The sequence below is a fragment of the Micromonospora sp. NPDC050495 genome, assembly GCF_040655175.1.
Classification (GTDB): domain Bacteria; phylum Actinomycetota; class Actinomycetes; order Mycobacteriales; family Micromonosporaceae; genus Micromonospora.
This window is the reverse complement of sequence record NZ_JBFAJK010000032.1, coordinates 33,563-54,879: the sequence shown is the minus strand read 5'-3', so window position 1 is coordinate 54,879 and position 21,317 is coordinate 33,563. Positions and strand designations below refer to the sequence as shown.

Sequence of the window (21,317 nt, the reverse complement as noted above, 5' to 3'; positions counted from 1 at the left end):
GGGGGAATCTTCGCCATCCGCCGACACCGGCAATAACCGCGAATCCTTCATGTTTCCGGAAGATGTCGTGGACATCCGCCCTGATCAGGGGCTATTGAAGATCATGGCTTCCTCGATCGACGGTATCGGCGCGGCCACGCGGCGGAGTCGGTTGCCCGGGTCACCCATTGATCCGGGCCCGGGGGCGTGTGATTGTGCACCCAACGAGCCGCCGACCACGGCGGCCCGGACGGTCGGTCTGTCGAACCGGACCGCACGCCGGCAGGCCCGGAGACCGACCGCCACCCGCCTCGCAGCACGCGCCGCACGCCCCTACCGGGCTCCGTTCGGCGCGCCTAGGAACAGGAGCACACCCCCTTGAAGCTCTCACCTCGCCTCGTCGCGCTCTCCGGCGCGGCCGCGGCCGGTCTGGTTGCCGCTGGCACCGCCGTCGCCGTGCAAGCCGCCCCGCCGAGTCCCGTCCCCGACGCCGCCCAGTCCCGCGCGATCGCCGCCACCTCGGCCTCCGCGCTGGTCGCCAGCCGTCCCGCCTATCTGCACGCCAGCGCCGACGAGGCGTTCGTGCAGCGCCCGGTCATCACCTCCGAGGGCACCCAGTACGTTCCGTACGAGCGCACCTACAAGGGACTGCCGGTCACCGGCGGCGACTTCGTGCTGGCCACCGACCCGGCCGGCAACCTCAAGTACGCCTCGGTGGCCCAGCAGCAGGCAATCGGCGACCTCGCCACCACGCCGAAGCTGACCGCCGCCGCCGCCGAGCGCACCGCCCGCGCCCAGCTCAAGACGGTCAGCTCCGTCGAGGGCAGCACGCTGGTCGTCTACACCCTCGGCGCCCAGCCGGCGCTGGCCTGGGAGACCACGGTGCGGGGCCGCAGCGCCGACGGGCCGAGCCGGCTCACCGTCGACGTCGACGCCCTCACCGGCAAGGTGCTGCGTACCCAGGAGCACGTCGTGGCGGGCAGCGGCACCGGCGCGTGGAACGGCCCGGTCACCCTGACCACCACCCTGTCGGGCAGCACCTACTCGCTGAAGGACCCGAGCCACACCAGCCTGGTCTGCCAGGACGCCGCCAACAACACCACGTTCAGCGGCTCGGACGACGTGTGGGGCAACGGCACCGCGTCCAACAAGGAGACCGGCTGCGTCGACGCGTTCTTCGGCGCGCAGACCGAGGGCAAGATGCTCTCCGCGTGGCTCGGCCGCAACGGCGCCGACGGCAACGGCGGCTACTGGCCGATCCGGGTCGGCCTGAACGACCAGAACGCCTACTACGACGGCACCCAGGTGCAGATCGGCAAGAACACCGCCGGCGGCTGGATCGGCTCGCTGGACGTGGTCGCGCACGAGATCGGCCACGGCATCGACGACCACACCCCGGGCGGCATCTCCGGCGGCGGCACCCAGGAGTTCGTCGCCGACACGTTCGGCGCGGCCACCGAGTGGTACGCCAACGAGCCGGCCAGCTACGACGCGCCGGACTTCCTGGTCGGCGAGAAGGTCAACCTGGTGGGCAGCGGCCCGATCCGCAACATGTACAACCCGTCGGCGCTGGGCGACCCGAACTGCTACTCCAGCAGCATCCCGAGCACCGAGGTGCACGCCGCGGCCGGCCCGGGCAACCACTGGTTCTACCTGCTCGCCAACGGCAGCAACCCGACCAACGGCCAGCCGACCAGCTCGACCTGCAACGGCAGCACGGTCACCGGCCTCGGGATCCAGACCGCCATCAAGATCATGTACAACGCGATGCTGCTGAAGACCTCGTCGTCGTCGTACCTGAAGTACCGGGTCTGGACGCTGCAGGCGGCGAAGAACCTCTACCCGAGCAGCTGCACCCAGTTCAACGCCGTGAAGGCGGCCTGGACCGCGATCAGCGTGCCGGCGCAGTCCGGTGAGCCGACCTGCTCCGGCGGCACCCCCACGCCGACGCCGAGCACCACCACCCCGGCGCCGGGCGGCTGCTCCGGCCAGAAGCTGGTCAACCCCGGCTTCGAGTCCGGCAACGTGAACTGGTCGGCGAGCTCCGGGGTCATCACCACCGACTCCGGGCAGGCCGCGCGCAGTGGCTCGTACAAGGCCTGGCTGGACGGCTACGGCTCGTCGCACACCGACACGCTGTCGCAATCGGTGACGATCCCCGCGGGTTGCCGGGCGACGCTGACCTTCTGGCTGCACATCGACAGCGCGGAGTCCACCACGAGCACCGCGTACGACAAGCTGACCGTGAAGGCCGGTAGCACCACCCTGGCCACCTACTCCAACCTCAACAAGGCGTCCGGTTACGTCCAGCGCTCCTTCGACGTCTCGTCGCTGGCCGGCACCACCGCCACCATCTCGTTCACCGGCGTGGAGGACAGCTCCCTGCAGACCTCCTTCGTCGTGGACGACACGGCGCTCAACCTGAGCTGACCGACACCTGTCAGCGGCCGGTCGTCGTCCTCCCGACGGCCGGCCGCTGCGTGTCCGCCGGCGGCCGGCAGTGCGTCACGTGCCCCGGCGGCTGCGCCACGTGCGGCGGCCGGGCGGTGCGTCACGTGCCCCGGCGGCCGCGCCACGTGCGGCCGCCGGTCGGTGAGGGCAGGTGGGTCGTCGGGGATCAGGCCGGGCGGCGGGTGCGCGTCTGCCGGCCCGGGTCGCGGTTGAGCCGGGCCGCCGCGCCCTCCATGGCCCGGCCGAACAGCTCCATCCGCCGCGCCGAGCGCTCGGGCAGGTCACCGAGCCGCGCGGCGAGGGCGTCCACGTCGGCCTGGGCGGAGGCGGCGACCCGGGCGTCGAGCCCGGCGAGCGCGGCGTTGACCGCGGCCACGACGTGCCGGCAGACGGTCTCCCACCCCTCGTCGGCCAGCGCCGGATCGACCGTCACCGACTCCAACCGGCCACCCTGGACGGCCACCGCCCGGACCCGGCCGCCGGCCGCGGCGCCCTCCGCGCGCAGCAGCTCCGCCGGGTCGCCGTCGGCGTGCTCGACGGCCCGCGAGCGCATCGCGGACAGCGTCTGCTGGGTCCGGGTGAGCAACTCGTCCAGGCTCGCGGCCGCGGAGAACGGGTCGTTGGTCATAACCGCGCTTTCTTCACGTCTTTCCGGAGCACCGTGACGATAGCAACCAGCACCGACACCACGGCGGCACGCACCGCCGCGAGCCGTACGCCGGCACGCGATCAGCCCGGACCCGGTCGGCACCGGCGTGTCGCGCCGGCCGCCGGGGAGCCGAACGCCCGGCCGGAGACCCGGCCGGGCGTTCGTGGGGGGAGCGGTGGACCGGCCCGGTGGCCCGGCGGCCGCCGGCCGGTCAGCGCAGGCGCAGCCGCTGGCCCGGGAAGATCAGGCCGGGGTCGGTGCCGACCACGTCCCGGTTGCGGGCGTAGAGGGCGTGCCACCCACCGGCGACGTCCTTCGCCTCGGCGATCTCCGAGAGGGTGTCGCCGGGCCGCACCAGGTAGCCGCCGGTGGCGCCGGTGCCCGGCGCGGTGCGCCGGTGGCTGCGGGTGGCCGGCTGGTCCCCGCGCGCGGACTTCTTGCCGGTGGCCCGCGGCGACGACGTGGTCGAGTCCTTGGCGGCGTGGTGCTTCGTCGAGCCGCCCTTCTTGCCGCAGACCGGCCAGGCGCCGATGCCCTGCCCGCGGAGCACCTTCTCCGCGACGGCGATCTGCTCGCCGCGGCTGGCCAGGTCGGCGCGGCTGGCGTACTTCTGCCCGCCGTAGCCGTTCCAGGTGCCCCGGGAGAACTGGAGCCCGCCGTAGTAGCCGTTGCCGGTGTTGATGTGCCAGTTGCCGCCGGACTCGCACTGCGCGATGGCGTCCCAGTTCACGCTGGACGCGCTGGCCGGCGCGGCGGGCCCGAGCAGGGCCGCGGCGCCGGTGGCCGCGCCGGCGACGAGCGCGCCGACGGCGATCCGGCGGGCGCCGGCGCGGTGATGACGGGCGAGATGTTCAGTTGCCATGGTTTCCTCCACGCCGACGAGGTGAGCTGTCGGGTTCGGGCCGAGGAGCCCGGCCGCCGGTGGGCGGCTTCACCCCGAGGTGTCGAGCACCGAGGAACGTGTGGGTCCCCCGCTCCCGCCTGAGGTCAGGTACCACCGGGCCGGCGGCGGGATTAGGCGTTGCCGGCCCGTGGTGTCCGCGATCGCGAACGGATACGACGTTAGGAACGCTTTGGGACGATCGCCCACTTCTTGTGAAGTTCTTCACCCGGCCGAGCGACGGGCGGACGCCCCGGGTTGCGGGCGGGGCCGACGTGCCCTACAACGCGACACCATCACCCACAGTGGCCGTCCACGTCGGCCCGCGCGCGTCCGGTCAGTACGTCAGGCCGAATCCCTGCGGGAAGAGCGGGACCTGCCCGTCGCCGGCGTTGATCGGCTGCTGGCTGACCGAGTTCATCCAGGTCATCGGCAGTTTCCCGGTCGGTGCGTACCCGCCGAAGAGGACATCGGCAACGCCGGCGCCCTCGGTGCCGGGCAGCCAGGCGGCCAGCAGCGCGTCCCACCTGGGCAGTTCGGCGGCGATGTCCAGCGGCCGGCCGGAGACCAGCACCACGATCACCGGCACGCCTGCGTTGCGCAGCGTGGCGATGGTGCGCAGGTCGTCGCGGTCCAGGCTCATGCCGCTGGTCCGGTCGCCCTGCCCCTCGGCGTACGGCGTCTCCCCGACCACCGCGATCGCGGCCCGGTAGGTGCGGTCGATGCCGGTGCCCCGCTGGTTGTAGGTGACCGTCGTGGTCGGACCCGCGGCGGAGCGGATGCCCTGCAGGATGCTGGTGCCGGGGGTGACCGGGCCCGACGAACCCTGCCAGGAGATGGTCCAGCCACCGCTGGCGTTGCCGATGTTGTCGGCGCTCTTGCCGGCCACGAAGATCTTGTTGTTGTCCCGGGCCAGCGGCAGTACGCCGCCGGCGTTCTTCAGCAACACCTGGGACTGGCGTACCGCCTGCCGGGCCAGTGCCCGGTGCGTCGCGCTGCCCACGGTCGGGGTCCAGCTCCGGTCGGTGTACGGCCGCTCGAAGAGCCCAAGCTCGAACTTCTTGGTGAGGATGCGCCGGTTGGCGTCGTCGATCCGGCTCATCGGCACGTGCCCGTTCTGCACCTCGGCGCGCAGCGTGCTCAGGAAGGTCTTCCAGGCCGTGGGCACCATCACCATGTCGATGCCCGCGTTGATCGCGGCGCTGACCTCGGCCGCGGTGAATCCGGCGGCGCCGTCGATCTGGTCGATGCCGTTCCAGTCCGAGACGACGAAGCCGGAGAAGCCGAGCTCTCCCTTGAGGACGGTGGTGATCAGGTAGCGGTTGCCGTGCAGCTTCACCCCGTTCCAGCTGCTGTAGGAGATCATCACCGAGCCCACGCCGCGCTGCACGGCGGCCTGGAACGGCGGCAGGTGGATGGCCCGCAGGTCGGCCTCGCTGAGCACGGTGTCGCCCTGGTCGTCGCCGCCGGTGGTGCCGCCGTCGCCGACGTAGTGCTTGGCGGTGGCGAGCACCGAGGTCGGCCCGCCGAGGTTGGCGCCCTGCAGCCCGGTGACCAGTGTGGACAAGCTCGACGGCAGGTCCGGAGTCTCGCCGAACGACTCGTACGTGCGGCCCCACCGATCGTTGCGGGCGACGCAGAGGCAGGGGGCGAAGTCCCAGTCCACCCCGGTGCCGGCGATCTCCTCGGCGACGGCCTGGCCGATCTGCTGCACCAGGGCGGGGTCGCGGGTGGCCCCGAGCCCGATGTTGTGCGGGAAGATGGTCGCGCCGTACACGTTGTTGTGGCCGTGCACGGCGTCCACCCCGTAGATCATCGGGATGCCCAGCGGCGTGGCGAGCGCGCCCCGCTGGAAGCCGTCGTACATGTCGGCCCACGCCGTGGCGGTGTTCGGGGTGGGCGCCGAGCCGCCGCCGGAGAGGATTGAGCCGAGCCGGTAGGTGGTGAGGTCGGCGGCGGTGACCGAGCCGCGTTCGGCCTGGGTCATCTGGCCGATCTTCTCGTCGAGCGTCATCCGGGACAGCAGGTCGGCGACGCGGGTGGCGACCGGCAGCGACGGGTCCTGGTACGGCAGGGCGGCGGCGCCGGCCGGCACCGGCCCGGCCAGCGCGATGACCGCGCACAGGAACAGGGCGAGGGCGAGCGGGCGGGCGCGGTGGCGGTGACGGATCACGGGTCGCTCCTTCCGGAGGAACACTGGGCCGTTCACCGGCAGCCTATGCCGGCAGCCATTCACTGTGAACGATCCGTTCGGGTTCCGGAACCAGCGGACGGACCGGCGCCCCGGCGGACTACCGTGAGCGGGGTTGACACAAGATCGGCACGAGGCGGCGGGACGGACATGACCGACCACGGACACGAACTGCACTTCGGCGGCTTCCTCACCCCCGGGGCCGGGCGGCCGGAGCAGGTGGTGGCGCTGGCCAAGCTCTGCGAGCAGAGCGGGCTGGACCTGGTCACCTTCCAGGACCACCCCTACCAGCCGGGCTTCCTGGACACCTGGACGCTGATCTCGTTCGTGGCCGCCGCGACCAGCCGGGTCCGGCTGGCCGGCAACGTGCTGAACCTGCCGCTGCGCCAGCCGGTGGTGCTGGCCCGCAGCGTGGCCAGCCTGGATCTGCTCACCGACGGCCGGATCGAGCTGGGGCTGGGCGCCGGGGCGTTCTGGGAGGCAATCGAGGCGGCCGGCGGCCGGCGGCTCCGCCCCGGGCAGGCGGTGGCCGCCCTGGACGAGGCGATTCGGGTGATCCGCGAGGTGTGGGACACCGAGCGGCGCGGCATGGTCCGGGTCGAGGGTGAGCACTACCGGGTGGTGGGCGCGAAGCGCGGTCCCGCCCCGGCGCACCCGGTGCAGATCTGGGTCGGCGCGTACAAGCCCCGGATGCTGCGGCTGGTCGGGCGGGCCGCGGACGGCTGGTTGCCGTCGCTGTCGTACCTGCCGAAGGGCCCGGCGGAGCTGCCGGGCCTCAACGCGCTCATCGACGAGGGCGCCGAGGCCGCCGGGCGGGAGCCGGCGGCGGTACGCCGGCTGCTCAACGTCAACGGCAGCTTCGCCCGCTCGTCGACGGGCTTCCTGGCCGGACCGCCCGAGCAGTGGGTCGACGAGTTGGCCGGGCTCGCGCTGGAGCACGGCATCGCCACGTTCATCCTCGGCAGCGACGATCCCCGCGCGATCCAGCTGTTCGGCCAGGAGGTGGCGCCCGCCGTGCGCGAGCTGGTCGGTGCCGAGCGGGCCGCGCCGGGCGACCGCGCCGAGGCGGTGGCCCAGGAGCGGGCGGCCGTCGCGGCCGGGGAGACGACCGCCCTGGCGGTCACCCCCACCCCCGATCCGGGGGTACGGCTGAGCGCGCGGCGGCTCTGGGACGAGAGCGCCCGCCCGGCGGCCCCGCCGGCGCCGGCCGGCCAGCGCTACACGGTGCGCGGGCAGGCGGCCGGCCAGCATCTGGTGGACGTGCACGACCACCTGCGGCAGGAGCTGGGTCAGGTGCGTGACCTGCTGGAACAGGTGCGGCGCGGGGCGGTCTCGGCGGGTGCGGCCCGGGCCGCGCTGAACGAGATGACCATGCGACAGAACAACTGGACGCTCGGGGCGTACTGCGCCGCGTACTGCACGGTGGTGACCCAGCACCACGGCCTCGAGGACAACTCGATCTTCCCGCACCTGCGCCGCGCGGACGCCGGGCTGGGCCCGGTGCTGGACCGGCTGACCGAGGAGCACGTGGTGATCCACGGGGTGGTCGAGGGGGTGGACCGGGCCCTGGTGGAGTTGATCCACCACCCGGGCGACTTCACCGCGCTGCAGGAGGCGGTGGACCTGCTCACCGACACCCTGCTGTCGCACCTGTCGTACGAGGAACGGGAGATCGTCGAGCCGCTCGCCCGGTACGGCTTCTTCGCCGGCCAGCTCTGAGCCCGCGGGTCTCCCCCGCCGCTATTCCCCTTTTCCGGTGTGAGCTAGCTGGCTTTGGTTTTCCTAAGTCAGCTCGGGTAGCGTCGCCGGCATGACGGACCTGCTCGCCCAGCGTGGCACCTGGACCACCGCCAACTGCTCGATCGCGGCGGCGCTGGACGTGGTCGGCAACCGGACCACACTGCTGCTGCTGCGGGAGGCGTCGCTGGGCACCCGGCGCTTCGACGACTTCGCCCACCGGGCCGGGGTCAGCGAGCCGGTGGCCGCCGCCCGGCTCAAGCAGCTCGTCGCCGACGGGCTGCTCGAACGGCGGCCCTACCGCCAGCCGGGCCAGCGCACCCGCGACGAGTACCTGCTCACCCCGAAGGGCCGGGACCTGCTGCCGGTGCTCGCCGCGCTGCGGCAGTGGGGCGACACGTACGCCGTCGACGAGCCGTCGATCCGGGTCGCCCACCGCGGCTGCGGCGCTCCCGTGCAGGTGCGGTTGCGCTGCGACGCCGGGCACGACGTACCGGCCGACGAGGTGGCCGTGCTGCCCGGACCGGGCCTGCTGCCGGCCACCCCGCCGGCCCGGCCCGCGAGCCCGGACCGGCCCGCGAGCCCAGACCGGCCGGCGCGTCCTGACCCGCCAGCGCGCCCCTGACCGGCCCGCGAGCCCGGACCGGCCCCCGGCGGCGCTGAGCGCTGCTCCGGACACCGAATGAAGGCCGGCCCGCCCGCACCGGCCCGGCCGCCGTCGACCTGCCCCACCCATCCCTGCCACACCCTCAGGAGCAGACATGAAGATCGCAGGACGCACCGCCCTGGTCACCGGGGCCAACCGGGGCTTCGGCCGGCACCTGGCCGCCGAACTGCTGACCCGCGGCGCCACCGTCTACGCCGGTGCCCGCAACCCCGACACCGTGGACCTGCCCGGGGTCACCCCGGTCCGGCTGGACATCACCGACCCCGCGTCGGTGGCGGCCGCCGCCGAGCTGGCCGGCGACGTCACCCTGCTGGTGAACAACGCCGGCTCGGGCACCGGCGCGGACCTGCTCGACGCCGACCCGGCCAAGGTCCGGCTGGAGATGGAGACCCACTACTTCGGCACCCTGGAGATGGTCCGGGCGTTCGCCCCGCGGATCGCGGCCAACGGCGGCGGCACAGTGCTGAACGTGCTCTCCGCGCTGTCCTGGTTCGCCCTGCCCGACGTCGGGGCGTACAGCGCCGCGAAGTCGGCCGAGTGGGCGCTGACCAACGCGCTGCGCGCGCAGCTCGCCGGGCGCGGGGTGCGGGTCGCCGGCCTGCACGTCGGTTACATGGACACCGACATGACGGCCGGGCTCGACGTGCCGAAGTCCGACCCGGCGGAGATCGCCCGGATCGCGGTCGACGGCATCGAGGCCGACCGGTACGAGGTCGTCGCCGACGACACCTCCCGCCGGGTCCTCGCCGGCCTCTCCGGCGGCGTCGCCGCCCTCTACCCCGACCTGCCCTGACCGACGCGAGGAGGGGCCCTTCGCCATGCCCGGTAGCCAGGTCGATCGAGGAGTGACCGACCGGGCCAGTCGCGGACGGGCCCCTTCGTCCCGCACCGCCCGGTCAGGGGCCGTTCAGGTCCAGCTCGGCCAGTTCGGCGCGGGACACCACGCCGAGCTTCGGGTACGCCTTGTACAGGTGGTAGCCGACCGTCCGGGCGGACAGGAACAGCCGCGTCGCGATGTCCTTGTTGGACAGCCCGGCGGCCGCGAGTGAGACGATCCGCAGCTCCTGCGGGGTGAGCCGGGCGGCCGGACCACCCGCGGGCCGGGGCGCCGGGGAGCCGGCGGCACCCAACTCGGTGCGGGCCCGCGCCGCCCACGGCGCCGCGCCCAGCTTGTCGAAGGTGTCCCGCGCGGCGGCCAGGTATGGGCGGGCCTCCGCCCGGCGGCGGCCACGGCGCAGCCACTCGCCGTACAACAGCGCGGTGCGGGCCTCGTCGAACGGCCGGTTCAGCCGGCGGTACGCGGCCAGCGCCGCCGCGTACGACTCCCCCGCCGTCTCGTCCGGGTCGAGCAGCGCCTGGCAGCGCAGCACCACCGCGTCGATCCACGGCTGCCGGGCGTGCGCGGCCCAGCGCCGGTACTGCGCGAACGCCTCGGCCGCCGCGTCCGGCCGGCCGGCCCGCACCGCGGCCTCGACCAGGTCCGGGGTGCTGCGGGTGGCCGAGACGTGGAACCGGGACCGCCCTTCCCCCAGCGGCGCCAGCCAGGTCAGCGCCGACTCGGCGCGGCCGTGTCCGAGGTCCAGCAGGCCGAGCGCGGCGTACACCCAGGGCACCTGCCAGGCCGGGTCGCCGCCCGCGACGCCGGCTAACGCCTCGTCGGTGATCCGCCGGCACCCGTCCTCGTCCCCGGCGATCGCGGCCAGGTACGCCAGCGGCTCGCCGAGCCGGTCGATCCACTGCCGCTGGTCGGTGTCGCGGGCGATCGCCAGGGCCTCCTCCGCCGCGGCGGCCGCCGCGGCCTGCCGGCCCGCGAACTGCCAGCCGCACGCCAGGTAGAACAGCGCCTGCGGAAGCCAGCCCACCCGGCCCTGCCGGCGCGCCAGCTCCACCTGTTCCTCGGCCAGCTCGACGGTGACCGCCTCCTGGCCGAGGATCAGCCCGAGCCCGGCCACCAGGATCGCGGCGCCCGGCTCGCTCTCGGCGGCCCGGGCCGCCCCGATCATCGCACCGGGCGCCGCCCAGTCGACACCGTCGTCCCCGTCCGCCCCGCCGACGATCGGGGTCACCGCGTGGATCAGGAGCCGGGCCAGCGGGGTCAGCGGGTCGTCGGGGAGCAGCACGGAGCGCAACCGCGCCACCGACTCCGACAGCTCCCGCTCCCCCGCGTACCAGCCGACGTGCAGCGCCTCCACCAGCAGACTCAGCGCCAGGTGCCGGTCGGCGGCGGCCACCTGGGCGGCACCGCTCAGCAGCCGGGCGTGCGCCGACGGCAGCGCGCCGCGCCAGAAGTCCGCCGCGGCGCGCACCGCGGTCAGCCGGGCCGCCAGCACCGGATCGGCGGTGCCGGGACGCTCGGCCCGGGCGGCGAGCACGTCGGAGCGGTCCAGGTCGCCCGCCTCGGCCGCCGCCTCGGCGGCGAGCGTGAGCCGGCGCAGCTGGGCGCCGGGCTCGGCGGAGAGCTGGGCGGCCCGCTCGTACGCGGCGGCCGCGGCGGCGTGCCCGCTGCGCTCACCGGCCCACGCCGCGGTGCGTTCCAGCTCGGCGGCGACCCCCTCGTCGGCCCCGGTGGTCGCCGACGCCAGGTGCCAGGCGCGCCGGTCGGCGTCACCCGGCCGGTCCAGGGCGGCGGCCAGCGCGTCGTGTACGGCGAGGCGCCGGCCGGGCGGGGTGCCGTGCCAGACGGCGGCCCGGACCAGGGGGTGCCGGAACGACACCGGGTCATGCGCGGTCACCAGCCCGGCCCGGACCGCGGCGTCCAGCTCGGCGCTGCCGGCACCCAGCTTGCCGGCGGCGTGCAGCAGCACCCCGAGGTCGCCGGTGTCGTCGGCGGCGAGCACCTCCAGCACGGTGCGGACGCTCTCCGGCAGCGTCCGCACCCGGGTGTGGAACGCCTCGCGCAACCGGTCGGGCAGCGCTCCGCCGGCCGGCCCGGCCGTCGCCGGCAACTCGATCAGCGCCAGCGGGTTGCCGACCGCCTCGGCCAGCACCCGGAACCGCGCGCCGGCGTCCAGGTCGGCGGCGCGCTCGGCGAGCAGCGCCGCCGCGGCGGACGGGTCCAGCCCGCGCAGCGGAAGCTCCGGCACGCCGGGCGCCGGAAAGCCGTCCGGGCGGGCGGCGAAGAGCAGGCCGACCGGCTCGGCGCCGAGCCGCCGCGCCGCGAACAGCAGGGCGTCGGCGGAGGCCCGGTCCAGCCACTGGGCGTCGTCCACGACGGCCAGCACCGGGCCGGTGTCGGCCAGCTCGGAGAGGAGTGACAGCACCGCGAGGCCGACGAGGAACCGGTCCGCGCCGCCGGCCGCGGCCAGCCCCAGCGCGCCCCGCAACGCCTCGGCCTGCACCGCCGGCACCGCGTCGAGCCGATCGAGCACCGGGTGCAGCAGCAGGTGCAGACCCGCGAAGGGCAGCTCGGCCTCCGATTCCACGCCGGCGCCGCGCAGCACCCGCAGCCCGGCGGTGTCGGCGTGCTCGATCAGCGCGGTCTTGCCGATGCCCGGCTCACCGCGCAGCACCAGGGCACCGCTGCCGCCGGAGCGCACGGTGTCCAGCAGCGCGCCGACCGCCGCCAGCTCGGCGTCCCGCCCGTAGAGCATGGCCGAGACGTTACCGACCTCCACCGACGGAAGTACTGATGCGTGACGGATTCCGCGCCCGCCCCCGCTGCATAGCGTTTTCCGCAACGGCAACGAGCTGGAGGAACGCCATGAAGGTCATTCACCGGTACCTGGAGTGCTGGAACGAGACGGACCCGGCCGCGCGGCGGGCGCTGATCGACGAGGTCTGGGCCGAGCAGGGCCGGTACACCGACCCGCTGGCGGTCGCCGAGGGCCGCGACGCGATCGACGCCACCATCGCCGCCGTCCAGGGGCAGTTCCCCGGGCTGCGGTTCGATCTCGGCCCGGTGGACGCGCACCACGACATCGCCCGGTTCACCTGGACGCTCGGCGCGCCCGGCGCCGAACCGCTGGTGGTCGGCTTCGACGTCGCGGTGCTCACCGGCGACGGCCGGATCGCCGCGGTGCACGGCTTCCTCGACAAGATCCCCGCCTGACCACCCTGGAGGCACGAGCCATGAGCACCATCACCGCGCCGGCGGTCACGCCGCCGCGGGCCGAGACCGGCTGGGGCGCCCTGCTGGTCCTGCTGACCGGCACGTTCGTCACGCTGTTGGACTTCTTCATCGTCAACGTGGCGATCCCGTCCATCCAGGTGGACCTGCGGGCCGGGCCGTCGGCCGTGCAGTGGGTGGTCGCCGGTTTCGGGCTGGCGCTGGCCGCGGGCCTGATCACCGGTGGCCGGCTGGGCGACCTGTACGGCCGGCGGCGGCTGTACGCGTCGGGCCTCGGCCTGTTCACGCTCGCCTCGGCGGCGTGCGGACTGGCGCCCAGCGCCGCCGTGCTGGTCGGCGGCCGGGTCCTGCAGGGCGCCGCCGCGGCGCTGCTGATGCCGCAGGTGCTGGCCATCATCAACACGGTCTACACCGGCGCCCGGCGGGTCCGCGCGTTCAGCGCCTACGGCGTGGCGGTCGGGCTGGGCGCGGTGTTCGGGCAGCTCGTCGGCGGGCTGCTGATCCGCGCGGACCTCGCCGGCCTCGGCTGGCGCAGCATCTTCCTGATCAACGTGCCGGTCGGCCTGGCGGCGATGGCGGCCAGCCGGCGCCTGGTGCCCGAGTCACGGTCGGCGACCGGCTCCGGTCTGGATCTGGTCGGCACCGTCCTGGTCACGGTCGGCCTGGTCGCCATCGTGTACCCGCTGGTGGCCGCCGCGCCGGTCGGCTGGTGCCTGGCGGCGCTGCCACCGCTCGCCGCGTTCACCTGGCACCAGCGCCGGCTGGCGGCGCGGGGCGGCGCACCGCTGGTGCACCCGCACCTGTTCACCGCCCGCTCGTACACGGTGGGGGTCCTGGTCAGCCTCGCCTTCCAGCTCACCATGGCGTCGTTCTTCCTGGTGCTGGCGGTGTACCTGCAGGACGGGCGCGGCCTGTCGGCGCTCGCGTCCGGGCTGCTCTTCGCGCCGCTCGGCCTCGGGTACCTGGTCACGTCGGTGCTGTCCGGGCGGATCGCCGCCCGGCTGGGCCGCCAGACACTCACCGTCGGCACGCTGGTGGTCGCCGCCGGGTACGGCCTGCTGGCGCTCGCCGCGCAGGAGCCGACCGGCTGGCTGGTGCCGGGGCTGACGGTGGCCGGTGCGGGGATGGGCTTCGTGGTGGCGCCGCTGCCCTCGATCGTGCTGGCCGGCGTGGCGGCCCGGCACGCGGCGGCCGCCTCCGGGGTGCTGTCCACGGCGCAACAGGCCGGCAACGCGGTCGGCGTGGCCCTGATCGGCAGCGTGTTCTATCACGCGCTCCGGACCGGCCCCTTCCCGCACGCGTTCGCGGTGAGCCTCGGGGTGCTGGTGGCGCTGAGCGTCGCGGTGGCGGTCCTCGTCCAGTGGCTGCCCCGGCGCGGCGCCTGACCCGCCGCGAAGCCGGTCCGGCGGCCGAGCCGACCCTGCGCCCGACCCGCCGGCCGGGCCGGCCCGGCGGCTGACCCGCCGGCGGAGCCGGCCCGGCGAGCGCCGGGCCGGCTCCGGTGACCGCGAGCGCGCGGCCTACAGGCTGCGGGCGAGCCGGTCGGCGAGGATCCGGGTGAACCGGGCCGGATCGGCCAGCTCCCCGCCCTCGGCGAGCAGCGCCATGCCGTACAGCAGCTCGGCGGTCTCGGTCAGCGCGGTGCTGTCGGCGTCCTGCTCGTGGGCCTTACGCAGCCCGGTGACCAGCGGGTGGGTCGGGTTGAGCTCCAGGATCCGCTTGACCCGGGGCACCTCCTGCCCCATCGCCCGGTACATCTTCTCCAGCGTCGGGGTCATGTCGTGCGCGTCGCCGACCACGCAGGCCGGCGAGGTGGTGAGCCGGGTGGAGAGCCGGACCTCCTTGACGCTGTCGGCCAGCGCGCCGCTCATCCAGCCGAGCAGATCGGCGTACTCCTGCCGCTCGGCCTCGGCCTTCTCCTTCTCCTCCTCGGTCTCCAGGTCGACCTGACCCTTGGCGACCGAACGCAGGGTCTTCCCGTCGTACGCGCCGGCCCGCTCGACCCAGACCTCGTCGACCGGGTCGGTGAGGATCAACACCTCGTAGCCCTTGGCGCGGAACGCCTCCAGGTGCGGGGAGTTCTCGATGGTGGCCCGGTTCTCCCCGGTGGCGTAGTAGATCTCGGTCTGGCCGTCCTTCATCCGCCCGACGTAGTCGCGCAGCGTGGTCGGCTCGGCCGGATCGTGGGTGGACGCCGCCCGGACCAGGTCGAGCAGCGCCTCGGTGTTGTCCGGGTCCTCCAGCAGACCCTCCTTCACCGCCGCGCCGAACTCGGTCCAGAAGGTGCGGTACGACTCGGCGGGGAGGTCCTTGAGGGTGGCGAGCACCTTCTTGACCAGCCGGCGGCGCACCGCGCGGATCTGCCGGTCCTGCTGGAGGATCTCCCGGGAGATGTTCAGCGACAGGTCGTGCGCGTCCACCACGCCCTTGACGAAGCGCAGGTAGTTGGGCATCAGCGCGTCGCAGTCGTCCATGATGAACACGCGCTTGACGTAGAGCTGCACGCCGCGGCGGCCCTGCGGGGCGAACAGGTCGAGCGGGGCGTGCGAGGGCAGGAAGAGCAACGCCTCGTACTCGAAGGTGCCCTCGCCGCGCATGTGGATGGTCTCGAGGGGGTCCGCCCAGTCGTGCGCGACGTGCCGGTAGAACTCCTTGTACTCGGCCTCGTCGACCTCGTCCCGGGAGCGGGCCCAGAGCGCCTTCATCGAGTTGAGCGTCTGCTCCTCGCGGGTGGTCGCGCCGTCCTCGCCCGGCTTGTCGACGGTCATCCGGATCGGCCAGGCGATGAAGTCCGAGTAGCGCTTGACGATCTCCCGGATGGTCCACTCGGCGGTGTAGTCGTGCAGGTTGTCCTCGGTGTCGACGGGCTTGAGGTGCAGGGTGACCGAGGTGCCCTGCGGCGCGTCGTCGACGGCCTCGACCGAGTAGGTGCCCGCGCCGGCGGACTCCCACCGGGTGCCACCGGCCTGCCCGGCCCGCCGGGTGAGCAGGGTGACCCGGTCGGCGACCATGAACGTCGCGTAGAAGCCGACGCCGAACTGGCCGATCAGCTCCTGGGAGGCGGCCGCGTCCTTGGCCTCGCGCAGCCTGGCCAGCAGCTCCGCGGTGCCGGACTTGGCGATCGTGCCGATCAGGCCGACCACCTCGTCGCGGGACATGCCGATGCCGTTGTCCCGCACGGTGAGCGTGCGGGCCTCCTTGTCGACCTCGATCTCGATGTGCAGGTCGGCGGTGTCGACCTGGAGGTCCTTGTCCACCAGCGACTCCAGGCGCAGCTTGTCCAGCGCGTCGGAGGCGTTCGAGATCAGTTCGCGCAGGAAGACGTCCTTGTTCGAGTAGATCGAGTGCACCATCAACTGGAGCAGCTGACGGGCCTCGGCCTGGAACTCCAACGTCTCGACGCGGTCGCTCACACCGGCTCCTTCCACTTCGCGGGCTTCCGGCATGAAGGATACGAGGCGTGACCGTGGCGGCACCGACCGCCCGGTCCCTCTCGTCTACCGCTGTCCGGTCGCCCGACGGTAGGCCGCCCGGACGGCCGCGACGGCGTCGCCCGCCCCGAGTTCCCGGCGCAGCCCCAGCAGGTAGCCGGTCGGGTGGTTCCGGCGGACCTGGTCACGGCCGCCCAGCATGCCCGCGGTGGCGCCGAGGACCCCGACCGCCACCGCCCCCGAGCCGGTCATCACCGGCGGCAGCTCCAGCGCGCCGCCGAGCAGGGCAAGCGCCGCGGGCGGGACCAGCGTCTGGGTGGTGAGCAGCGCCCGGGCCGGTTCGAAGCCGAGCTTGGTCAGCTGCTTGCGGGTGGCGTCGAGCCGGTCGCCGATCTCGCGTTCGACCATCGTCTCGAGGTGGGCGGCCCGGACCGCCGGATCCGGCACCGTGGCCAGGTCGGCCAGGACGGGCGCCAGCGAGTCCAGGTAGGCACGGTAGGCGAGCAGCTCCGGGTGCAGGTGCCGCCGGGCCTCGACGATCCGCCGGACCGGGACGTCGGCCAGCCCGCCGGGCACCGCGACGGAGAGCGCGAGGACCGCGAACGCCTGGGCCGGTTCGGGGTGGGCCGGCGGGGCCGGCACGGCGTCCGCCAGCAGGGCGGCGGCCATCGACTCGATGGTCCAGCCGCCGCTGGTCGCCAGGGTCACCGGCCGGTCGGTGACGGTCGCCATCCGGTTGGCCCGGGCCACCGTGTCGGCGAGCACTGCGAGGTAGAGGGTGCCGAGGTCGCGGTGCAGCGCCAGATCGCCGGTGCGCACCCGGCGGCCGTCGGGGAGCAGCCGATCGAGCCGGCACAGCAGGCCCTCGTCGGCCAGCCGGTCCGCCAGCCGCCAGGACATCTTGTCCGGGTGCACCGCGGTGAGGCGGGGATCGCGTGGCACCTGTCCGCCCCGGCCGGGCCCGTTGTCGAGCATCGGGTCGATGCCGAGCCGCTGGACGCCGTACCGGGGACGCAGCTCGGCCAGGTGCCGGTCGAGGAAGCCGTAGAACAGCTCGTCGACCTGCGTCAGCGAGCCGTGCCGGTCCCCCGGCCAGATCGGCACGTCCACGATGCAGTCGAGCGCCGCCCGCAGTTCGAGGACGGTGGCGGAGTCCGGCGGCGCCGGCAGGCTGTATGGCAGCAGCCGGGCGATCTTCGGCCAGTAGAGGACGGCGCCCTTCAGCCACGCCTCGTCCTGGAACCGCACGTACGGGTGGTAGAGGGCGATGTCGCTCACCGGGTCATTCTCCGACGTCGCTGCCAACCGCGGAAATCCGACTGGTCCAACCAGTTGACGGGTTGATGTGTCCGGCACCACACTGCTGGCCATGGCCTTCGCCCCCGCGCCCCGCGCCTCGGTCTCCGACCACGTCTTCGGCCAGCTCCGCGACGCCATCGTCAGCGGCCGCTACCGGCCGGCGGAGACACTGCCCGGCGAGCGCGAGCTGGCCGCCGCGTTCGAGGTCAACCGGCACGCCGTCCGGGAGGCGCTGCGCCGGTTGCAGCAGCTCGGCCTGGTGCGGGTCAGCCAGGGCGGGGCGACCCGGGTGCTGGACTGGCGGATCCACGCCGGGTTGGACCTGGCCCTGTCGCTGGCCCGCTCCGGCGACGTACTGCCGGTGGAGACGCTGCTGCGCGACATGCTGGAGATGCGGGCCTGCGTCGGGATCGACGCGGCCCGGCTCTGCGCGGAGCGCGGCGACCCGGCCGTCACCGCCGCGCTGGTCACCGCCGCCGAGGAGTACGGCTCCCTCGCCCCCGACCTAAACCGGATGCACGAGGCCAACATCGACATCTGGCGGCTGGTGGTGCGCGGCAGCGGCAACACCGCCTACCTGCTGGCGTTCAACAGCCTGATCGCCGGCACCCTCGCCGTCGGCGACGTCCCGCCGGACGCGCGCGCCGCCGAACTGCTCGACGTCGCCGGCCACCGCCGGCTCGCCGCCGCGATCGCGGCCGGCCAGGGCACGGCCGCCGCCCGGCACGCCCGGGCGCTGCTGACCGCCCCGGTCACCACCCCCACCCCCACCCCCGCTCCCCAGGAGGAGGCCCGAGCATGATCCCCGCCGTGCTCTACGCCATCCCGGCGTTCCTGCTGTTCATCGTCCTCGAGGCGGTGTCCTACCGGTTCCTGCCCGACGACGAGGAACGCGGCTACGAGGTACGCGACACCGCCACCAGCCTCTCCATGGGGCTGGGCAGTCAGCTCATCGGCTTCCCGTGGAAGCTGGCCACCGTCGGGCTGTACGCGGCGCTCTGGACGATCGCCCCGGTGCGGCTCTCCCCCGGTGACTGGTGGGTCTGGGTGCTGCTCTTCTTCGCCGACGACCTGGCCTACTACTGGTTCCACCGGCTGCACCACGAGGTGCGGGTGCTCTGGGCCAGCCACGTGGTGCACCACTCCAGCGTCTACTACAACTTCTCCACGGCGCTGCGGCAGAGCTGGACGCCGATGACCTCGCTGCCGTTCTGGCTGCCCCTGGCGCTGCTCGGCATTCCACCGTGGATGATCTTCCTGCAGCAGTCGATCAGCCTGCTCTACCAGTTCTTCCTGCACACCGAGCGGGTCACCGTGCTGCCCCGGCCGATCGAGCTGATCTTCAACACCCCGTCGCACCACCGGGTGCACCACGCCTCCAACACCGAATACCTGGACCGCAACTACGGCGGCATCCTCATCGTCTGGGACCGGCTGTTCGGCAGCTTCGCCCCCGAGCGGGCACCCGCCCGGTACGGCCTGACCAAGAACATCGCCACCTACAACCCGCTGCGGGTGGCCACCCACGAGTTCGCCGCGGTCTGGGCCGACGCCCGGTCCGCCCGGTCCTGGCGGGAGCGGGTCGGCTACGTGTTCGGCCGGCCCGGCTGGCAGCCCTCCCGGTGAGCCGCCACGGGCTCCGCCTGTTCGGGGTCGTCGCCCTAGTCGAGCTGATCGGCGTCGCCACCGACTCCACGCTGACCCAGTGGCTGGCCAAGCCGCTGCTGGCGCCGCTGCTGCTGGCGTACCTCTGGTCGGTCCGGCGGCGGTTCGACGGGGTCGCGGTCGGCCTGGTCGCGGCCACCGCCGGCGACGTCGCGCTGCTGGTGCCGGGCCGGACCGCGTTCCTGGCCGGCATGGGCTGCTTCCTGCTCACCCAGCTCGGCTTCCTCACCGCGTTCCTGCGCCACCGCCGCCCGCCGGTGGCCGCGGTGCTCGGCTACCTGCTCGCCTGGGCGGCCGCGAACGCGCTGCTCTGGGGCGCGCTCGGGCCGCTGCGGCTGCCGGTGCTCGGCTACAGCCTGGCGCTGTCGGCGATGGCGGCGGCCGCAACCGGGGTGTCCCGGCGGACCGGGCTGGGCGGTGCGCTCTTCCTCGGCTCCGACCTGCTCATCGGGCTCGGCGCGGCGGGCGTCGACTTCCCGGGCCGCGACCTGCTGGTGATGGCCAGCTACGCGGCCGCCCTTCTGCTGATCACCACCGGGTGGGCCGGGCAGCGGCCGCCGGGTGGGGCCGACCGGCCGCGGCCGGCCGATCCACCGGACGGGCGGGTGCCGGACCGGGTGGCGGCCCGCTGGGCCGCCGCCCCGCCGCCCCGCTGAGTCGCCGCCCCGCCGCCCAGGGGCAGACCCGCCGGCCCGGCCCGGGGCGGCGGCGACCGCGGGCCGGCCGGGGCCGGCGCCCGGATATCCTGCCCTCGGCGCGGCGGACGAGGAGGCAGGGCGTGGCCAGGGAGAACGGGCGCAAGGTCATCGCCAGCAACAAGAAGGCGCGGCACGACTACACGATCCTCAAGACCTACGAGGCGGGGATCGTGCTGGCCGGCACCGAGGTGAAGTCACTGCGCGAGGGACGGGTGTCGCTGGTCGACGCGTTCGCCCAGGAGCGCGACGGCGAGATCATGCTGTACGGCCTGCACATCGCCGAGTACGGCTACGGCACCTGGACCAACCACGCGCCCCGGCGGACCCGCAAGCTGCTGCTGAACCGGGTGGAGATAGCCCGGATCCTGGAGAAGCTGCGCGACGGCGGGATCACCCTGGTGCCGCTGTCGATGTACTTCGCCAACGGCTGGGCCAAGGTCGAGCTGGGCCTGGCGAAGGGCAAGAAGTCGTACGACAAGCGGCAGGCGCTCGCCGAGCGGGACGCCAACCGGGAGATCGCCCGGGAGCTGGGCCGCCGCCTCAAGGGCCGGGCCGGCACCGGCCGCTGACCGGCCGGGTGCCGATCGAAACGCAGGTTCTTGCCGCCCAAGACAAAGACGAAGGTAAATATTGACGCACGGCGTCAACACGGACAGAATCGGCGCACCCATGATCCACCACCCTGGGAGCCCACCATGATCCGTCCTCGCCTGCCGTTCCCCCGGGCGGCCAGCCGGCTGGGCGCGCTCGCCGCCGTCGTCGCCGGTGTGCTGCTCGCCTCCGTCACCCCCGCCAGCGCCGCCGTGCCCGCCGGGCGCTATGTCGCGCTGGGCGACTCGTACACCGCCGGCCCGCTCGTCCCCACCCAGGTCGACCTCAACTGCCTCCGGTCCAACCGCAACTACCCGTCCCTGGTCGCCGCGTCGGCCGGCTCGGCGTCCTTCGCCGACGTCAGCTGCTCCGGGGCCACCACCAACGACATCCTCAACGGCGGCAGCGGCCAGCTGGGCATCTCGGTGCCGCCCCAGCTGAACGCGGTGACCTCGAGCACCGCGCTGGTGACCGTGCAGATCGGCGGCAACGACATCGGCTTCTCCAGCATCATCAGCGACTGCGCGCGGGCCAGCCTGGACAGCCCGTTCGGCTCGCCGTGCAAGAACACGTACACCGCCGGCGGCACCGACCAGTTGCGGGCCAGGATCGACGCGGCCGCGCCGAAGGTGGCCACCGTGCTGCGGGCGGTCCGCACGGCCGCGCCCGGCGCGCGGGTCGTCGTGATCGGCTACCCGGCGATCGTGCCGGACAGCGGTTACGGCTGCTGGCCGCTGGTCCCGATCGCCTACCAGGACGTGCCCTACCTGCGCGGCGTCGAGAAGGCGCTGAACACCATGCTGGCCAGCACCGCCGCCGCGAACAACGCCAGCTACGCCGACGTCTACACCCCGTCGATCGGCCACGACGCCTGCAAGAGCAGCGGCACCCGCTGGGTGGAGGGCCTGATCCCGGAGAACTCGGCCGCCCCGTTCCACCCGAACGCCCGGGGCGAGCAGGGGATGGCCACCGCCGTCCTGGCCCACCTCAACAGCTAACCGCCCTCCCCCACC

At 74.0% G+C, this 21,317-nt stretch carries 17 protein-coding genes and 1 riboswitch; of the genes, 11 read left to right on the top strand and 6 right to left on the bottom strand.

The features are described from left to right. Positions 1 to 357: 357 nt before the first annotated feature. Positions 358 to 2,409: a M4 family metallopeptidase gene (locus tag AB0I11_RS25165; protein WP_357325267.1), complete on the top strand. Its 2,052-nt coding sequence runs from the start codon at positions 358 to 360 to the stop codon at positions 2,407 to 2,409. Between the two features lie 187 nt (positions 2,410 to 2,596). Here AB0I11_RS25165 and AB0I11_RS25160 read toward each other — a convergent pair whose 3' ends face one another. From AB0I11_RS25160 to AB0I11_RS25150, 3 genes are all read right to left on the bottom strand, one after another. Continuing rightward, positions 2,597 to 3,058 (bottom strand): YbaB/EbfC family nucleoid-associated protein, encoded by a 462-nt coding sequence (locus tag AB0I11_RS25160; protein WP_357325265.1) that lies wholly within the window; start codon positions 3,056 to 3,058, stop codon positions 2,597 to 2,599. Positions 3,059 to 3,290: 232 nt separating this feature from the next. Beyond that, positions 3,291 to 3,941, bottom strand: coding sequence for a transglycosylase family protein (locus AB0I11_RS25155; protein ID WP_357325262.1), 651 nt, complete (start codon positions 3,939 to 3,941; stop codon positions 3,291 to 3,293). Further along, positions 3,938 to 4,110: riboswitch (cyclic di-AMP (ydaO/yuaA leader) on the bottom strand. (Overlaps the previous gene by 4 nt.) A gap of 186 nt (positions 4,111 to 4,296) precedes the next feature. After that, complete coding sequence (locus tag AB0I11_RS25150) at positions 4,297 to 6,132, bottom strand: glycoside hydrolase family 3 N-terminal domain-containing protein (RefSeq protein ID WP_357325259.1); 1,836 nt, start codon at positions 6,130 to 6,132, stop codon at positions 4,297 to 4,299. 168 nt (positions 6,133 to 6,300) lie between these two features. Here AB0I11_RS25150 and AB0I11_RS25145 point away from each other — a divergent pair, with 168 nt between their 5' ends. The 3 genes from AB0I11_RS25145 to AB0I11_RS25135 all read left to right on the top strand — a co-directional run bounded on the left by AB0I11_RS25145 (position 6,301) and on the right by AB0I11_RS25135 (position 9,347). After that, positions 6,301 to 7,869: an LLM class flavin-dependent oxidoreductase gene (locus tag AB0I11_RS25145; RefSeq protein WP_357325256.1), complete on the top strand. Its 1,569-nt coding sequence runs from the start codon at positions 6,301 to 6,303 to the stop codon at positions 7,867 to 7,869. Positions 7,870 to 7,960: 91 nt separating this feature from the next. Next, positions 7,961 to 8,512 carry a helix-turn-helix domain-containing protein gene (locus tag AB0I11_RS25140; protein ID WP_357325253.1) on the top strand — a complete coding sequence of 184 codons (552 nt, stop codon included), beginning with the start codon at positions 7,961 to 7,963 and terminating at the stop codon, positions 8,510 to 8,512. A 136-nt stretch (positions 8,513 to 8,648) separates the two neighbouring features. Further along, positions 8,649 to 9,347: an SDR family oxidoreductase gene (locus AB0I11_RS25135; RefSeq protein WP_357325250.1), complete on the top strand. Its 699-nt coding sequence runs from the start codon at positions 8,649 to 8,651 to the stop codon at positions 9,345 to 9,347. A 103-nt stretch (positions 9,348 to 9,450) separates the two neighbouring features. Here AB0I11_RS25135 and AB0I11_RS25130 read toward each other — a convergent pair whose 3' ends face one another. Beyond that, positions 9,451 to 12,144, bottom strand: coding sequence for a LuxR family transcriptional regulator (locus AB0I11_RS25130; RefSeq protein WP_357325247.1), 2,694 nt, complete (start codon positions 12,142 to 12,144; stop codon positions 9,451 to 9,453). A gap of 110 nt (positions 12,145 to 12,254) precedes the next feature. On the opposite strand from AB0I11_RS25130, the gene AB0I11_RS25125 reads away from it, so the two are divergent. Together AB0I11_RS25125 and AB0I11_RS25120 are read left to right on the top strand one after the other, a co-directional pair. Then, positions 12,255 to 12,602, top strand: coding sequence for a nuclear transport factor 2 family protein (locus AB0I11_RS25125; RefSeq protein WP_357325243.1), 348 nt, complete (start codon positions 12,255 to 12,257; stop codon positions 12,600 to 12,602). Between the two features lie 20 nt (positions 12,603 to 12,622). Beyond that, positions 12,623 to 14,005 (top strand): MFS transporter, encoded by a 1,383-nt coding sequence (locus tag AB0I11_RS25120; protein ID WP_357325240.1) that lies wholly within the window; start codon positions 12,623 to 12,625, stop codon positions 14,003 to 14,005. A gap of 135 nt (positions 14,006 to 14,140) precedes the next feature. Here the strand turns inward: AB0I11_RS25120 and htpG are convergent, their stop codons facing one another. Both htpG and AB0I11_RS25110 read right to left on the bottom strand, forming a co-directional pair. Further along, positions 14,141 to 16,066, bottom strand: a complete 1,926-nt coding sequence (gene htpG / locus AB0I11_RS25115) for a molecular chaperone HtpG (RefSeq protein ID WP_357325237.1) — start codon at positions 16,064 to 16,066, stop codon at positions 14,141 to 14,143. Positions 16,067 to 16,117: 51 nt separating this feature from the next. Further along, on the bottom strand, positions 16,118 to 17,329 hold the full coding sequence (locus AB0I11_RS25110) for a DUF6236 family protein (protein ID WP_357325234.1): 1,212 nt from the start codon (positions 17,327 to 17,329) through the stop codon (positions 16,118 to 16,120). A gap of 91 nt (positions 17,330 to 17,420) precedes the next feature. On the opposite strand from AB0I11_RS25110, the gene AB0I11_RS25105 reads away from it, so the two are divergent. The 5 genes from AB0I11_RS25105 to AB0I11_RS25085 all read left to right on the top strand — a co-directional run bounded on the left by AB0I11_RS25105 (position 17,421) and on the right by AB0I11_RS25085 (position 21,302). Further along, positions 17,421 to 18,152 (top strand): GntR family transcriptional regulator, encoded by a 732-nt coding sequence (locus AB0I11_RS25105; protein ID WP_357325231.1) that lies wholly within the window; start codon positions 17,421 to 17,423, stop codon positions 18,150 to 18,152. Next, entirely contained in the window at positions 18,149 to 18,976 is an 828-nt protein-coding gene (locus AB0I11_RS25100; RefSeq protein ID WP_357325229.1) for a sterol desaturase family protein, read from the top strand. Before AB0I11_RS25105 ends, AB0I11_RS25100 begins: the two co-directional genes overlap by 4 nt. Then, positions 18,973 to 19,671 carry a lysoplasmalogenase gene (locus AB0I11_RS25095; protein ID WP_357325226.1) on the top strand — a complete coding sequence of 233 codons (699 nt, stop codon included), beginning with the start codon at positions 18,973 to 18,975 and terminating at the stop codon, positions 19,669 to 19,671. The genes AB0I11_RS25100 and AB0I11_RS25095 overlap by 4 nt, the downstream gene beginning before the upstream one ends. A 122-nt stretch (positions 19,672 to 19,793) precedes the next feature. Beyond that, a complete protein-coding gene (smpB, locus tag AB0I11_RS25090) occupies positions 19,794 to 20,282 on the top strand; it encodes an SsrA-binding protein SmpB (RefSeq protein ID WP_357325223.1) in 489 nt (162 codons plus the stop codon). Positions 20,283 to 20,408: 126 nt separating this feature from the next. Then, on the top strand, positions 20,409 to 21,302 hold the full coding sequence (locus AB0I11_RS25085) for an SGNH/GDSL hydrolase family protein (RefSeq protein WP_357325220.1): 894 nt from the start codon (positions 20,409 to 20,411) through the stop codon (positions 21,300 to 21,302). The last annotated feature ends 15 nt before the right edge of the window (positions 21,303 to 21,317 follow it).